We start from the raw sequence: 16,877 nt of genomic DNA, 5'->3' as shown, positions 1-16,877 counted from the left end.
GGAACAAGGAGTATGAACGGGAGTAAAATCTCCCCGAGAAAGAGTGAGGGTTTTATGCTCTGGATCACGCTGCTGTGTTTTGCCGCTTCGCTGCTGCATGCCCGGGAAAACTATCGCGTGGAAATGGTTCCGACTCCTCCCACGATTCATCAGACGCAGCAGATTGATGCGCTTTGTTTCACACCGGGTGGCAAGTTGGCGGTTTGTCTACCCGTGGGGGAAATCTGGTTGATGGAACCCGAGTCCCGGATCTGGACGCTCTTTGCCGAAGGCCTGCACAACCCGTTGGGGATGCTTGCGGTGAGAGACCATGATTTTATCGTCACCCAGCGGCCGGAGTTGACCCGGGTGGTTGATGAGGATGGCGATGGCAGGGCGGATCGCTACGAGTGCTTGAGTGATCAGTTTGGCCTTTCCGGGAATTACCACGAATTCAACTTCACTCCGGTGGCCGATGCGCGTGGGGACATTTTCTTTGCGCTGGGTACCGGCTCCAATGGCGATGGAATCCGCCAGATTGTTCGGGGCAAGTACAAGCAGAACGGGCGGCCAGGGCGAATGCACGCATCCGTGCCCTATCGTGGGTGGATCATGAAGCATGATATGGGCACGGGCGAAACGATCCCGTGGGCAAGCGGTCTGCGCACCCCCAATGGGATCGGGTTTGATCTCGAGGGAAATCTTTTCGCAACTGACAACCAGGGGGACTGGGTCGGTGCCTGCAAACTCTTCCACATCCAGAAGAACGAGTTCTATGGCCATGCGGCTAGCTTCAACTGGCGTCCCGACGCGGAGGAACCTGCTCTTCTTATGGGCGCGAAGAAACTCGATAGCTATCGCACCCGCGCTGCAGTGGTCTTTCCGTATGGAAGCATGTCGAACTCGCCGAGCCAACCGCTGGTGGACGATCAAGATGGCGGCTTCGGTCCCTTTCATGGTCAGTTGTTTGTCGGCGAAATGAACCAGAGCCGCATTCTGCGGATCATGCTCGAAGAAGTGGACGGCCAGTTGCAAGGCGCCTGCATACCGTTTCTCGAAGGGATCGAGCTGCCCAAGGGGGCCAATCGACTGGCCTTTGGCCCGGACAGCAGTCTTTACGTCGGTCACACCAAGCATACCTGGCCGGGAGAGAAAGGGATCAGCCGGATCATCTGGGACGGGAAGCCACCGATGGATGTCCTGACAATGAATCTGACCCGGAAGGGTTTCAGGCTGACATTCACCAAGCCACTCAATGTCGAGGTAGCCTCTAACAAAGATGCTTATCAATTCGAGCGCTACTTCTATGGCTATCATGAGGCCTACGGAAGCCAGCAGTATGACAAGCGGAAGGTCGCGGTGAAATCGGTGCATGTCTCGGATGATCGCCGCACGGTGGAAATCGAGTTGGAGGAGCTGGCTTGCTACTACATTCACGATCTTCAGATGATCGGACTGAGTGCCGATGACGGATCACCGCTCGCAAACAGCAATGTCGCGTATACCGTCAATCGGCTGTTGGAAAATTCTCCGCCGGAACCCAGGCAATACGACTACGAGGAAATCACCGTAGAAACAGTGCCGGAGAAGGAAGAGAAGGGGGGTCAGGATAGCAACGCCCTCATACCTAATTAAAGGCCCCTCGATTCGTTTTGAAGCAGATGTATCCAATCCCGCAGAGTTCTACCGTCTTGGCCGCCCCGGTCGAAATTGAATTTACGGCTGGAGTTGTCCCGCGGTCTCCACTTTCCCAACCATGAAAACAATCTTTTGGCTACTCGCCGTTTCGCTGACGCAGACCCTTGCTGCCGCTGTTCCACTTCCCAAGAGCCAGCTACGCGATAAGATCGCGGGTTTCTGGCAGGGTCAGCTGGTGGGGAATTTCATGGGGCTGCCTTTTGAGAACTCATATACCGCTGAGGCCATTCCCTTTCTTGTGACCGAGTACTACTCGTGGAGCAACATGCCGAAGGACGCACGCTTTGCGAAAGGCGATATGCGAGGCGCGATCCGCGAGGTGGCCAATACCTTCCAAGGGAGCTGGTCGGACGACGACACCGATATCGAGCTGGTGACACTGCACGCCGTGGAGAAATACGGGCTCGATCTCAGCTACGACGAGATCACCGCGATGTGGAAGAAGCACATCAACCGGAATATCTGGGTAGCCAACTTCGAGGCCCGCGCGCTGATGGAGCAGGGAATGGCAGCCCCGGCGACCGGGCAAAAGGAAAACAACACGCACTGGGATCAGATCGACCCTCAACTGGTGAACGAGATCTGGTCGGCGATCTACGCCGGCCAGCCGGAGAATGCGGTGGAACGGGCCGAGTGGGGCGCACGCATCACCAGCGATTCGTTCGGCACGCACCCGACTCGATTCTATGCCTACATGATCAGCCGCGCCTTCGTCGAAGATGACGTAATCGCCATGGTGAAGGACTCGCTGCAGGTCATTCCGGAACCGAGTCCGTTCCGCGAGGGTATGGTGGACCTGATTGCTTGGAAGGCCGAGGGTATCGACTGGCGCGAGGCACGCGAACGGCTTCACAAAAACTACTACGCCTATGACCGCAACGGCATTACGATCAAGCCGTCCGTCACCCATTCCTTGTGCAATGGGCTGGCAGGTGTGATGGCGATCCTGTGGGGCGAGGGCGAGATCAAGACATCGCTCGGCATTGCTGTGAGTGCCGGATACGACTGTGATAACCAGGCAGCCACGGTAGGTGCGCTTCTCGGCGTGCTTCACGGGGCTGCGAAATTGCCACGCGAGCTAACCTGTGGTTTGCCAACCGGAAAGCCATGGGAAGTGCCATTCAACAACCGCTACTTGAACTACACGCGCGACGGTCTACCGAACGTTTTCACCCTGGACGACATCATTGATCGCACGATGGCGCTAACTCTCAAAGCTTGGAGCAATGATTACCCCGACCAGTGAAATGAAAGAAAGACTCCTTGCATTCGGTCTTGCAGCTGTGACGCCTGGTTGCAGCAAGCCGTTCAACAAAAAGGTGATGCGGACGACATTCCGGTCTGGATCGCTTCTTGCCTGCCTGCTGTTTTACCTGATCATTTCCTATTCAGCGGCCTCTGTGCCAAAAGAGGAGGTGCTGAAACCCTACAGCGGACCTTCGATTCGAGGCTCGGATCCTGGGACACTGAAAGGCAAGGTGATGACGGGCTATCAGGGTTGGTTCAACTGTGAAGGCGATGGATCAGGACTCGGCTGGACACACTGGGCAAAGAATCGAAAGAAACCATTTGGGCCTGGAAATGTGACGGTCGATCTGTGGCCGGATATTTCGGAGTATGACGATGACGAGCTCTACGATACGGGCTTTCGCTTTGCCGATGGAAGCGTCGCCAGGACATTCAGTTCCCACAATCGGAAGACGGTCTTGCGCCACTTCAAGTGGATGAAGGACTACGGCATCGACGGGGCGTTTGTGCAACGATTCGCCAACGGCTTGAAGGATCCGGTCATGCGGTATCACAAGGACAAGGTGTTATCGAGTGCGCGGGAAGGCGCCAATCGCTACGGGAGAACTTATACGGTTATGTATGACATCACGGGAATTCCAGATGATGCGATTGCCTCGGTCTTTGATGATTGGAAGATGCTGCGGGAGAAGATGGAGATCACAAAGGATCCCGCGTTTCAGCACTATGAGGGGAAGCCGCTGGTCGCGATCTGGGGAGTTGGCTTCAATGACAAGATCAAACGCCGCCCTGACCTGATGTCCTGCGAAGCGTTGATCAGCAAATTTAAAGCAGACGGATGCAGTGTGATGCTTGGTACGGCCACAGGTTGGCGGGCTCAGGACAAGGATGCCTTTCAAGGTCCGGACCTTCATCGAGTGCTACTGAAGGCCGATATTTTGAGTCCCTGGACCGTGGGGCGCTACCGCTCCCCGGATGATGTCAAAAGACACGCCGAGAAATACTGGAGCAAGGATGTCGTCTGGACTCGCGAGCACGATCGCGGTTACATGCCGGTGATCTTCCCGGGATTCAGTTGGCACAATCTCAAAGGAGATGAGCTCGGATCGATTCCGCGGCTCAAGGGTGGTTTCATGTGGTCACAGATCGTCGCGACCAAGCAGGCAGGTGCCGACATGATCTACGTGGCGATGTTCGACGAGGTCGACGAAGGGACCGCCATCTTCAAGTGCACCAACCAACCTCCGACCGGCAGGGATTCCAAGTTTCTGACCCTTGAGGGGCTTCCAAGTGACTTCTATCTGCGCCTCGCTGGAGAAGCGGGCCGGTTGTTGCGGGATGAGACTCCAGTCACTGATGCGATTCCCAAAGAGTTGAATCCATGATGTCCAAACTCAGCCGTGCCGTTTTCGCTAGCCTTCTCCCTTGCGTCGGAATCGGAGTGGGGGCGACGGTCCCTTCCCAGCCCAACCTGCTCGTCATCTATGCGGATGATCTTGGCTATGGTGATGTTTCGATCCATGGCGCGGAGGATGTCTTCACGCCGAACATTGACCGCATGGCGAAGGAAGGGATGCTGTTTTCGGCCATGCGGGCAAACTGCACGGTCTGCTCCCCCTCGCGTGCCGCTCTTCTCACAGGTCGCTATGCCGATCGAGTTGGAGTTCCGGGAGTCATCCGTACTGATCCTGCTGACTCCTGGGGTTTTCTTGCGCCCGGAGTCCCGACGCTTGCGGACGAGCTGGGGAAGGTCGGGTATCACACCGCCATCATCGGAAAGTGGCATCTCGGATTGGAGGCACCCAATACGCCCAATAAGCGCGGGTTTCAGCACTTCCACGGTTTCCTAGGCGACATGATGGATAGCTATACGACGCACCGGCGGCATGGAGAAAACTACATGCGGCTGAACGAAAAGAAGATCGATCCTCAGGGGCATGCGACCGAGCTGTTTACGGAATGGGCCTGCGATTACCTGGAGGATCAGAGCGAAGCTTCGAAGCCCTTCTTTCTCTACCTCGCTTACAACGCGCCTCACTTCCCGATCGAACCACCGGAAGCCTGGCTTGAAAAGGTGCGCGATCGCGAACCGGAGCTTGATGAAAAGCGAGCCATGAATGTGGCCTTTGTCGAACACCTCGATGACTGCATAGGCAAGGTTCTAACAGCGATCAAGAGCGCGGGCCTTGAGGAGGATACCATCGTGGTTTTCACCTCGGACAACGGGGGTGCCCTTCACTACGCCCAGAACAACGATCCATGGCGTGGAGGAAAGCAGGAACACTACGATGGCGGCTTGCGAGTGCCCTTTGCCGTTCGTTGGCCCGGAAAAATTCCTGCCGGTGGTGAGAGCAACTACCAAGGCCTCGTCTTCGATCTCTTTCCGACCTTCCTGGAGCTGGCGGGCGCAGAAGCACCTGCGAGGATTGACGCCGTGAGTCTGGTTCCCATTCTACGGGGCGGTGAGCTTCCGAATTCAAGGGAGCTCTATTTCGTGCGTCGTGAGGGTGGGCGTCGCTACGGAGGAAAGAGCTATGAAGCCATAATTCATGACGGTTGGAAGCTCATGCAGAACGATCCGTTCAGCCCGCTCGAGCTCTATCACCTTGAGAAGGATCCTGAGGAGAAGGTGGATCTCGCTGGTTCGAATCAGGCGAAATTGGGCGATCTCACCGATCGACTTCGAAAGCACATTCAAATGGGCGGAGTAGTACCATGGGGTCAGCCCCGTTCAGAGGGCAAAGAATCCAGTCATTGATTTATGAAAACTCATTTCAAGCATCACACAGAGAAGCTGAGAGCGTCCATCTGCAAGCTTTTGCAAGGAGGGCTCGGTTTTGTGCTCGCCGCATGCTTTTGGCTGCCGGCTTCTGCACAGATTGAAAACTCAAAGCCGATGAACGTGCTGTTCATCGTGGTTGATGATCTCCGGCCGGAACTTGGATGCTACGGGGCGGAAGGAGTCATCTCGCCAAATTTCGACCGCTTGGCAAACATGGGCATGCTCTGCAATAATGCCTACGCTCAGTATCCAGTCTGCAATCCAAGTCGCTCCTCTTTCCTCTCAGGATTGCGACCCGATGAAAGTGGCATTGTTTCGAATAGCGTCCCGTTCCGGACGAAGCTACCCGACACCGTGAGTTTGCCTCAGCTTTTCCGTCAGAATGGCTACTTCACCGCCGGTATCGGCAAGATTTTCCACTTGGGTCAGGATCCGGATGGCAAGCCGGCATTGTTCAAGGATCCTCTCTCATGGGATTACTTTTATGACGCCTTGCGCGAAGGCACCAAGTTGGGAAGGAAAGGCGAAGGGCGTAACCTGACCGATGGCCGCCTTGCTTGGTGCCAATGGCTGGCAGCGGAAGGCGATGATGAGGATCAACCTGACGGACTCAATACGAAGGTCGCTCTTGAAATTCTCGAAGAGCATCATGAAAGGCCGTTCTTCCTGGCGTTCGGGCTCCACAAACCACACGACCCGTTCATCGCTCCGAAGAAGTATTTCGACCTCTATCCTGAGGGTTCCACCGTGTTGGCTGAGGTTCCGGACGACCGCTCGGACCAAGTGAAGTACGCCATTCCCAATGGCAAGGATTTTGCCGACTTCACCGACAAGGAACGTCGTGAATTCAAGCGCGCCTATCATGCCTGTGTCAGTTTCGCCGATGCCCAGTTAGGCAAGATTTTCGCGACCATGGATCGGCTGAAGCTGTGGGAGAACACGATGGTGATCCTCATAGGAGATCATGGCTACCACCTCGGAGAACATGAGTGGTGGAACAAGGTCACCGTCCACGAAGCGGGATCCCGCGCTCCGATGATAGCCTGGGTGCCTGGAGCCAAGGGGATGGGCAAGCCGACAAATGCCTTGATCGAATTCATCGATCTCTACCCGACGATGATCGACTACGCGGGACTCAAAGCGCTACACCAACTCGCGGGTGAGAGCCTGCGTCCGGTCTTGGACAACCCGAAGCTGCCGGGTAAGGAGGCGGCCTATTCGCAGGTGGTTCGAGGTAACAAGGTGGGGCGCAGTGTGCGGACGAAGCGCTGGCGCTATACCGAATGGGGCCCGGATGGCGACCTGGGGATCGAGCTCTACGATCACGATGTCGACAAAGACGAATACTACAATCTAAGCGGGAATCCTGAACGTGCTGCGATACGGAGCGAATTGCAGGAGCTTCTTGCGATCGGCTTTCCAGATACCGACTAAGCGATTTTCACTACCCACCCAACCACCCATCAGAACATGCCTGCCTCGATTCGAATTCTTGTGGCGGTGTTTGCCATCACCGTGGCGAGCGCTGCCCAGCAGAAGCCCAATATCGTGATCATCCTTACGGACGATATGGGATACGGAGATGCGAGTTGTTATAATCCGGAATCAAAAATCCCCACCCCGAACATTGATCGACTTGCCCGTGAGGGAATGAGGTTCACGGATGCCCATGCCGCTGGACCACTTTGTCATCCCTCTCGTTATGGATTGATGACGGGCCGCTATCCCTTTCGCACCGATGTTTCGAAGTGGAGGACTCATCCGCTGATCGAGGAGGATCAGACGACCATCGCTTCCCTATTGCAGGATCAGGATTACCACACCGCGATGGTCGGCAAGTGGCATCTCGGCTTTCGCGAAAATGGCTACGAGCAGGTATTGCCGGGCGGGCCGGTGGATCGTGGTTTTGACAGCTTCTTCGGGATGCGTGCCTCGACCGATATTCCGCCGTATTTTTATATCAAAGGGGATCGTGCGGTGAGTCCTCCGACGGATCGGATCGAAGCGAATGAATCTGAAGGCTGGTCGCCGATCCAAGGAGCCTTCTGGCGCGAAGGTGGCATCGCGCCAGATCTGGACCTTGACGATGTCCTCGGTGATCTCACCGACCAGGCCTGTGAGGTGATTCAGACGTATGCGACGAGTGCCAAGGCGTCGAGTGACCGCGAGCCGCTCTTTCTTTATTTGGCCTACACCGCGCCCCACACACCATGGCTTCCAGCGGAGGAATTCGTCGGGAAAAGCGGTGCCGGGATGTACGGCGATTTCCAGATGATGGTCGACGCGCAGATCGGACAGGTGCTGGCAGCGATCGATAAGGCGGATCTTGCAGGCGAAACGCTGGTGGTATTCAGCTCCGATAACGGACCGGTTTGGTATCCGGACGACATGGAGAGATTCGGGCACGATTCAGTTGGTGGCTTGCGCGGCATGAAGGGTGATGCCTGGGAAGGAGGGCATCGGATGCCCTTCATCGTCAGGTGGCCTGGAAAGGTGAAGGCGGGGTCCGTCAGTGCGCAGACCATCTGTTTTACGGATCTCCTCGCCACTTTCGCTGACATTTGTGATGTCGATCTTCCTGCCGATGCGGGGCCGGACAGCTTCAGCATTCTTCCCGTATTGGAGAGTCGCCAATCTGAGCAGGAGCCCATCCGCGGTCCGATCGTGATGGAAACTGGAAGTTCGACGATGATGATTCGTTCAGGCGATTGGAAACTCATCGACAAACCGGGCTCGGGAGGTTTCTCGAAATCCCAACCAAGCAAAGCGGGTGATCCTCCGGGGCAACTTTACAATCTCCGCAAAGATCGGGCGGAGAAAACGAATCTCTACCACAAGCATCCCGAGATTGTGGCCCGCCTGAACGCGGAGATGAAGAAAATCGTCGATTCGCCAAGCAGTCGTCCTCATTAAGTTTCTATCCGACAATGAACGTATTCCAGACCTGTCTCTTTGTCGCCTGCATGATTCCCTTTTTAGCGGCGGCGGATGATCTCAGTCAGAAGCCGAATGTCGTCCTGATTCTGGCCGATGACCTCGGCTATGGCGACTTGTCGTGCTATGGACAGAAGGAATACCGAACGCCTGCGATTGATCGGCTCGCGAACGAGGGTGTTCGGGCGACGGACTTCTATGTGCCCGTCCCCTACTGTGCTCCCTCGCGGGCATCGCTTCTAACAGGACGCTTCCCCTTCAGGCATGGCATGACCCGCAATCCTCATCCGGGCACTCACGATGATGTCGGTCTGAGTCCCTCGGAGTTGACCCTGGGCGAGGTCTTCGGGAAAGCCGGCTATGCCACTGCGTGCATCGGGAAGTGGCATCTGGGCCATGTCGACCCCTTCCTGCCTGCGCGCCAAGGCTTCGAAGACTACTACGGGATTCTCTACTCCAACGACATGCTGCCGGTGCAGCTTTTCGATCGGGACAAGGTGGTTGAGGATCCAGTGGATCAGAGTTTGTTGACTGAGAAATACACCGCGCGTGCAGTGAAGTTTATTGAAGAACACAAGCAGGAGCCCTTCTTTCTCTACTTGCCACACGCGATGCCCCACAAGCCGCTCGCCGCTTCGGAGAATTACTACACGCCGGAAACGCCGGAGGATCTTTATGCCGATGTGATCCGTGAGATGGACGGGTCGGTGGCTGCTGTCCGGCAGGCCCTCGAACAAGCAGGGATTCTTGATCGCACGGTGTTCATTTTCATGTCCGATAACGGGCCCTCGTATGGTGGCAGTACGGGTGGCCTCAAGGGTCGGAAAGCCTCAGCCTGGGAAGGAGGTGTCCGAGTGCCATTCATCATTCGCTATCCCGCTGTGTTTCCCGCGGGAAAGGAAGTCGCCACTCCGCTTTGGTCGCTGGACCTTTTTCCTACTCTGTTAGAATTGGCAGGTGTCCCCTTGCCGGAAGACGTCGTGCTCGACGGAAAAGACATCATTCCGGCGCTGAAGGGTGAGCATTTTGGTCGTCGGCCCATCTTCACCGCCCACAATGAAAAGATCATCACCATCCGCGACGGTGACTGGAAACTCTATCTTGAAGAGCCGCGCTATTTGAAGAAGAGCGATGTTGAGTCGCAGCCCATGCTCAATCCGTGGCCCGACGGCGTGACGATCATCGCTCCAGAAGAACAGCCCGGTCCCGGACAGTACCCCGGGATCATCCCCGCGCGTTTCTCGAATCCATTGCCGCTTTTCAATCTGGCGGAGGATCCAACGGAGTCTCTCGATCTCGCCGCGGAGTATCCCGAAATCGTGGAGCGTCTCAAGGAGGCTCATCAACGCTTTCTGAAGTCGATGCTGCGACAAGAACCTCAGAAATAGTCCAAAAACCACCATGCAATTGAGAGCCTTCTTTCTTCTGGCCGTCTGCTTGTTCTCTCCAAGCAGGGCAGCAGATCTTTCAGTATCCGACGACTTGCGCCTCAAGGTCGTGAGCTTCAATATCCGCTACCTCACCACTCGGGATAAGGGCGTCAACCACTGGGACACGCGGCAAACTCGTGTCGCGGATGCAATTCGGCATTTGGATGCCGACGTCATAGGAATGCAGGAAGCCTTCTTTTCCCAAATCGGGGATCTCGAAGCGGTGCTCAGTCCCTACCACCGCGTCGGAGTCGGTCGTGATGATGGCGCCGAGGAAGGGGAGACCTGTTCCATTTTCTTTCGTAGGGATCGATTCCATCTCGTCGATCATGGCACCTTCTGGTTGTCCAACACCCCTGAGGTCCCTGGTTCCAAACACTGGGGGAACGAGGTGGTTCGTATCTGCACCTGGGCCTTGCTTCGCGACAAGCCGAGCGATCGCCCGTTCTATGTTTTCAATACTCACTTTGATCACGTCTCCCAGGAGGCGAGAGAGCAGTCCGCGCGATTGATTTCCGAAAGGATTGCCGAACGCAGCGAATCGAATGCTCCCTTCATCCTGATGGGGGATTTCAATGCGGCAGAAGACAATCCAGCGATTCGCTATTTGAAGGGGGAGGCAGTTGCCTTGGCGGGTGGCGAAGACATTGAGACGACTCCAATCAAGATGCTGGATTCGTTTCGGGTGAATCATCCAGATGCGATTGAAGTTCGAACCGGCCACTCGTTCAAAGGTCTGACCGAAGGAGGTAAGATTGACCATGTCTTCGTTCCGCAGGGAACCACGGTCGAAGCAGCAGCCATCGATCGCTTTCAACAAGATGGTCTCTATCCTTCGGACCATTTTCCTGTAACGGCGACCTTGATGTTTGCTGCGGGCCCTTGAACTTGTCTTCGCGACTTTCCGCTGTGGCGGTGCTTTGGAGGCCGTCCCGAGACTGGAACCACAAGTTGGATCGTCGGAGCCCTACCGGACCACATTTTGGGTGAGCTCAGCCTCCTCGATTTCCTTTTTGGTGAGAGCGACGACACTGCCGTCGACCATGCAGACATTAGCTTTGCCGCGGTGCCTTTCCGCCGGTCCGTGTCCGTCCCAGCGGCTTGGATTCGACCAGATGGCATACCAGCCTTTGTTGGGTTCATTCGCGCTTCGCGTGGCATCGCCAACGAGCCAAGTTCGGGACGGTTGCTTGACCATGTTCAACTTCAGGGAGCCGGAGATGCTTGTGCCCACCGGCCTCTTCTCGCCATAAACAAAGACCGTGTCCTCAGCGACTCCATAGCCGCCGTAGGCGTTCGACATGAAATCGCAGTCAGGGCAGGTCCAAACCCCTGTGCCGCACGGCATCTGGCCCGTGCCATCCCACATGTAGCCGGCCCTGGCCAAGAGCCCCGGCCAGATGTCGCCTCGTTTTCCCGTCTCGCGATTGAGAGGCGGCTGAAGCGGAGGCAGCTGCTGGTGGTTATCAGTCGCGTACATGAGCAGGGCTGATCCCACCTGCCTGAGGTTTGAGGCACAAACCGCAGCATTTGCCGAATTCTTCAAACGTTTGGAAATCGGAAAGGAAAGCGAAGCGAGCACAATGATGATGACAATCACCACCATCAGTTCGGTGAGAGTCACCCCACGGAACCGGGATCTTCTCCAAATTCGGTGATTAAACCTTTTATCAATTTTGGGTTTGTTCATTGATTCTTACAGTTTCCGGATCCAACTCGCAGGGCTCGCAAGACGGTGGACGCGCGACTTCACCCAAAGGGAACCACTCTTATCCGCCAATGTCAAGGTAGGGCCCTGAAAAAGTTAAACGTTTTTTCTAGGTGGAAACGGCAGTCTAGGTCGCTGCGTGGTTCCCGGCGTGATCAATGAGGGGCAGCAGCGAATTGAGAAAAAGCGGCTCTTTTCGGACTGCCATCCTCGAGTAGGTGCATTGTCAGCCTTGGCCCGTGGGATCGGCCGGTCTGATCATTCATCGAACCTAACTCCAACCGTGTAGAACCCGGTTGGGTCTTCGGAGTGGTCCCTATCGATGTAGCTTCCCTCGGAGATGTCGTCCGCGATCCGGGTGAAGGGCTTGCTCAGATCATCGGTCCATTCGACAAAATACAGGCGGCCGGGTGACGGAGTCCAGGTGAGTTGGAAGCCCTCGTTGGAATTCAGTCTCAAGATGCTTTCGATGTGGAAGAAGGAAGAGGAGTCGTTCGGCAGAGTACCTGCCACAAACTCGTCCAAATTGCTGATGCCATCCCCGTCGGAGTCCAGATTGGGAGACGCGGCTTCCGTGGTTTCGAAGTAATTTCTTTCCCAATCGTCATCCATGCCGTCGGCATCACCATCGAGGGTCGAGGTGTTTGTCGGCTGGATGGCAATGAGTCGAGCTGCGAAGGAAAGGTCGCTGCTGGTTCCGACTCTTTGATGCACCTCCACCGCGATGACATTCGTTCCGTCTACTAGATCTGTCGGATCGAGGGGATGGTCGAAGAAGGTGTCTTCCGAAGCTCCACCCGTGGTGGTGGAGGCTGGAGTCAGATAGTTGATGACTCCGGCGGGCATGTTGTCCCGGGCGACTTCGGTGCCATTCAAGTAAACCACCGCGCCGTCATCGCGGAGCAACTCAAGTCGCAGGGCTGAGACTTCCGAGGCATTGTTTACCGAAAACGTTCTCCTGAAGTAGCTCGTCATGAATTTCTGATCCTCGTCCCCACCGAAGTTGATCGTCGTCGCTTCGTCCCCGTCCCCGTAACCCAGCTGCGCCCTGCCCTCCGGCCATGTGGAGTCATTGAATGTCCTTGATCGCCACGAAGTGCCGAGGTCCTCGCCATCATCGTGAAATTTCCAACTCGCATCGGCAGCGATCAGTTCATCGTCATCGGCATACAAGGCCGTCAGCGTCAGGTCCTGGGTGGGTATGGTCAGTGTCGTTAACGCGGACCTGGTATCCGCGACGGTGGACACATTGCCGATCCACCTGACGAAGGTTCTGCCGTTCGTTGCTCCGTCTGCCTGGATTGGGACGACTGAACCGGAAGTGTATGCTCCGCTGCCAAGGCCGGAAAGGACCGTCAGGGAAGTGACCGTCGGACCATAGTCCGAGGGGATTGCCTGCCAGTTTGCCGGATCGTCGCCATAGGCCGCATGGGCGAGTCGCCCGAGTGCTTTCCCACCTCCATCGGCTTGAGCCGGCCAGGGGCTATCGTCGCGATAGCTCACCTGATCGGCGACGAGGTAGGGAACGTAACTCGTCCCGGTGTCCGGAGCGGCGGGGTACTTTAGTTCCAAAGTGTCGGCATCATTGTCGAGAGCACCCGAGTAGCTGAAGATCTCGGTGGATGGAGGCACCTGATTGGCGAGCCGGAATTGTTCTGGAGTGATCGTATCGCGAACCAGAAGAAGCGTGTTGTTAGAGCCGAGTTGGATGCCTTGGGGGAAATCGAAATTGATGCCATCGAGTTTCCAGGTGTTGGCTGGGTTGCTTGGATCGTAGAGTTCAACCGTGACGTCCGAGATGTTCCGGATCACCACGTACTCATGACCACCTGTCACTGGATGGTACATGAATTCATCGATCACCAAGGGGCCGACCCGAGGAGGCGCATTGGCGCTACCGATACTTGCCGATGAAAGGGCGGGGAAGCTGGCCGAGCCATCCGCTCGGAGATGCCTGCCGAAAGTCACTCCCGGGTTTTGAGGGCCGAAACTCACGCTCGCGCGAAAGGCAGGCTCGACGAGATCGCCACCGCTACCGGCGGAAAGGTAGACTGAATCACCGTAGGGGTTCAGCGTGAAGGCCGACCCAAAGTGATCGGCTTCGGTGAAAACCACATAGCCGTTTGGTGGCACGATGGTGCCTGCTGGAATTCGGTATTTTTTGAGACTGCCTCGGCTGTCACTGAGGAACCAGTCACTGATATCGATACTGGTGCCGGTGGTGTTGAAAAGTTCGATCCAGTCACCGGGATTCGGCGCGCCTGGATTCGCCATGACCTCGTTGATCACCAGTGTCCCCTGAGCGTAAGCAGGATCGGGATCGGCGATGCCTGGCGAACCATCCACCCCTGCGGAGTGTCGCCACGCGTCTCGCTGATTCCACGAGGACGGGTCGCTTTGGGAGTCCCCCAGGACGAGTGAAAACCCTTCGCCATCGGTCGCGGGATACCAGTTGTCTTCATATTCGAATTCCGCCAGCGCTGCGACACCTGGGGCATCGTAGCCGAGTTCAAGTTTTTCAGACCCGTCACTCAGTTGGCCTTCGAAGTGGCCCAAAATGTTCAGCGCGGCCCAATTTGGATAGCGTGCTTTGAAAGCCTCCAGATTCCGGACAAGCACGCCATAGGCGCCTGCTGCCAGTGATTGATTGGCGAAGTCGAAGGTGATGCCGTCGAGAAATTTGACTCCGACCAGATTGCATGGAGCCTCGCTCGTATTCTGGATTTCGATGAATTCGAAATCCGAAGTCGAATAGTCGTCCTCGGCAGCGCCCTGCGGTGGCCGCGGGTGGTACATGATCTCGGTGATGGCGAGCGGGGCAGGCTCAACGATGAACACCGCTTCTGTCAGGGCGCTCCAAGGCCAGGTCGCTGGAGCATTCACGAAGGCCTCTCCATTTCCCGCGCGTGTTTTGATCAGGGTGTTCTCGGTGATGATGATCGGCGACGAGTAGGGTGTCCCCGACGGATTACCGCCGCTGGCGCGTGGATCGGAGCCATCAGTGGTGTAGTATTTCGTTTCAGGGCCGCTCAGACTGAGTTGGAATCCCGGGCTGACGAGGCCGCCACCATGATTCAAAGCGGGCGGATCAATCAGTTGATCGTCGATCCATCCGGCACGGGTCAGGACGTGGTTTTTCATCACGTCCACTTTTCCGTTCCATTCGGTGGCATCGAGCACACCAGACCACCTTTGATAGTTTCGAATGGCGGCGTTGGAGATCTCCGCGCGCGCTTTTTCAATCCGTTCGGCCATCGCGATATCCGAAAGAGGTCCTTCCCTCATGGCCTGCCAACGGTCCACCCATACCACCCAGAAGTCAGGGTCGTCGAATGCCAGCGAGCGAAACCAAAGCGGTCCATTGCTGTGGAAAAAGTATCTGGTATCGGTGGCCAGACTCCAGACCTCGGGATTGGAGGCACGTTCATCAATGTCGCAACCCATCGATCGGTCAAAATCCCAGATGGGTCCCATTTCGATCCGTCCGTTACGATCTTTATGGTAGTAGGTGCTGAAATTCAGGCCGTCGGCATTGTTGGCAAAGACGTTGAGAATATGGTGGTCGGCAAAGGACTCCACATCGATCAGCGACTCGTAGTTGCCATTGGGAATCAGGGCATCCGCAGCGTTGATGGCATCGGTCAACCAGTTCAATTGGACCGTTGGCATGTCATTGGGATAGACGCCGGTAAGGAGCTTGTTGGCGGCGGTCAGGTTCTGATCATCCGGATCGCTCTTGTCTTTTTTCCAGATGTATCCGCCGGAAATATCCGGCTCCGTGGTCGTGCCGGAAGAGAGCTTGGCGATGTCGACCCGATCCGGCCCCTGCTTGATTCTCTCCATCAGGATGTAGAGCCCGTAGTAGTCATCGGAACCCGTGATGCTCCCGCCCTGATGGTTGAGGAACACCTCGACATAGCGCGTTCGGACCGCGTAGCGACCCGCTTCATTGCTGACCTCGTAAATGAAGGGATTGCGGATCATGGCGGTATCGATGGTCCATGGTGCATACAGAACCCAGTCGGACTCTGCCGGAAGTCCAAGCGGCGCGATGGAACGGGATTCCTCATCGATCTCACCCCAGGTTTCGACGGATAGATTGGGTTTGCTGTTGGTCGAGCGGAGGGTCGATTCGCCCCTCCGCCTCAGGCCTGTCCTCGAAGTAATCGTTGGATCATCGGTCAAGCGAGTGACTCCTTCATTTGGTTCGAAGATCATGATCTCACCGGCTTGCCGATCGGTGTCGTCAGGGTGGGGGAGCTCACCTTGGCCAAAAGTCTCGATCACGATTACGGGGATTTCGGACGTGAACTCCGCCGCGTTATTGTCGAGATGGAGGAAACTCGCACTGCTCACCGGTCCGTTGAAAAGACCTGTCTCGAAGGATCGGGCACGCACTTGGGTGGTCGTGTTGATCGGGATCGCCGAGTTGTAGAGTGTCGAAGTGGCATTCGGTAAACTGCCATCCAGCGTGTAGTGGATGGCTGCCGTGGTTGAAGCCGTCGAAAGCGTCAGATCGAAGGGAGTGTTGAAAGTCCGGCTCGTGGCTGAAAATTGCACGGAAGTCGCGATGGCCGCGCCATTTGCCGCACCTGGTGTCGGATTGGCGAAGTAGGCGAGTTGGCCGCTGGCGGAGTCGATGCCGTAGGAGACGTCTCCATTCTGATCGGGGTATTCGGGACTATACTGGTAGGCGATGGTTTCACCGTCCGGCTCGATCAGCGCGAGGTATTCCCCGCCTGCGGCGAGTCTGAAGTTCGCGTGGATCTCGTTGCCAATCACCGCGTCCGGGGATCCATCTGCAAAGACCAGCAAATAGCCATCGTCACTCAGAGGCGAGGTCGCTGCGGTGCTGGGGAATTGCCATTTCCTGAGATTCGCCGGGTCATCGCTCAGATACCATCCCGCCAGATCGAGGGCGGCACCGGTTTCATTGTGAATCTCAATCCAATCGGGGAAACCGCCCAGCGACGAGCTGATCCCCGTCTCGTTGTTGGCCATGAACTCGCTGATCGAGACTTCGGCGTGACTCGGCGAGGCTGCCGCGAGGAGCAGCGCTGCCGTGAGGAGGCGTCGGATGGGTTTTCCTGGGGCGGGA

General features: G+C 56.4%; 10 protein-coding genes. 8 read left to right on the top strand and 2 right to left on the bottom strand.

Features of this window, described 5'->3' with window-relative positions:
• The first annotated feature begins 54 nt into the window (after positions 1 to 54).
• From WBG04_RS05870 to WBG04_RS05835, 8 genes are all read left to right on the top strand, one after another.
• A complete protein-coding gene (locus WBG04_RS05870; protein WP_424313449.1) occupies positions 55 to 1,614 on the top strand; it encodes a DUF7133 domain-containing protein in 1,560 nt (519 codons plus the stop codon).
• A gap of 121 nt (positions 1,615 to 1,735) precedes the next feature.
• Complete coding sequence (locus WBG04_RS05865; protein ID WP_424313448.1) at positions 1,736 to 2,923, top strand: ADP-ribosylglycohydrolase family protein; 1,188 nt, start codon at positions 1,736 to 1,738, stop codon at positions 2,921 to 2,923.
• A gap of 1 nt (position 2,924) precedes the next feature.
• A complete protein-coding gene (locus tag WBG04_RS05860) occupies positions 2,925 to 4,310 on the top strand; it encodes a glycoside hydrolase family 71/99-like protein (RefSeq protein WP_424313447.1) in 1,386 nt (461 codons plus the stop codon).
• Positions 4,307 to 5,683 (top strand): sulfatase family protein, encoded by a 1,377-nt coding sequence (locus tag WBG04_RS05855; protein ID WP_424313446.1) that lies wholly within the window; start codon positions 4,307 to 4,309, stop codon positions 5,681 to 5,683. The genes WBG04_RS05860 and WBG04_RS05855 overlap by 4 nt, the downstream gene beginning before the upstream one ends.
• A 138-nt stretch (positions 5,684 to 5,821) precedes the next feature.
• A complete protein-coding gene (locus tag WBG04_RS05850; protein ID WP_424313445.1) occupies positions 5,822 to 7,141 on the top strand; it encodes a sulfatase in 1,320 nt (439 codons plus the stop codon).
• A gap of 36 nt (positions 7,142 to 7,177) precedes the next feature.
• Positions 7,178 to 8,620, top strand: coding sequence for a sulfatase family protein (locus WBG04_RS05845; protein WP_424313444.1), 1,443 nt, complete (start codon positions 7,178 to 7,180; stop codon positions 8,618 to 8,620).
• Between the two features lie 14 nt (positions 8,621 to 8,634).
• Positions 8,635 to 10,029, top strand: a complete 1,395-nt coding sequence (locus WBG04_RS05840) for a sulfatase-like hydrolase/transferase (RefSeq protein ID WP_424313443.1) — start codon at positions 8,635 to 8,637, stop codon at positions 10,027 to 10,029.
• A 13-nt stretch (positions 10,030 to 10,042) separates the two neighbouring features.
• Positions 10,043 to 10,957, top strand: coding sequence for an endonuclease/exonuclease/phosphatase family protein (locus tag WBG04_RS05835; protein ID WP_424313442.1), 915 nt, complete (start codon positions 10,043 to 10,045; stop codon positions 10,955 to 10,957).
• Between the two features lie 81 nt (positions 10,958 to 11,038).
• Here the strand turns inward: WBG04_RS05835 and WBG04_RS05830 are convergent, their stop codons facing one another.
• Positions 11,039 to 11,761, bottom strand: a complete 723-nt coding sequence (locus WBG04_RS05830) for a DUF1559 domain-containing protein (protein ID WP_424313441.1) — start codon at positions 11,759 to 11,761, stop codon at positions 11,039 to 11,041.
• A 276-nt stretch (positions 11,762 to 12,037) separates the two neighbouring features.
• On the bottom strand, positions 12,038 to 16,877 hold a 4,840-nt coding region (locus tag WBG04_RS05825), incomplete at its 5' end, for a lamin tail domain-containing protein (protein ID WP_424313440.1).

This window comes from Haloferula sp., assembly GCF_049672945.1.
Lineage (GTDB): Bacteria > Verrucomicrobiota > Verrucomicrobiia > Verrucomicrobiales > Akkermansiaceae > Haloferula.
Note: the sequence above shows the minus strand (reverse complement) of the source record. Positions and strands in the feature narration are given on the sequence as shown.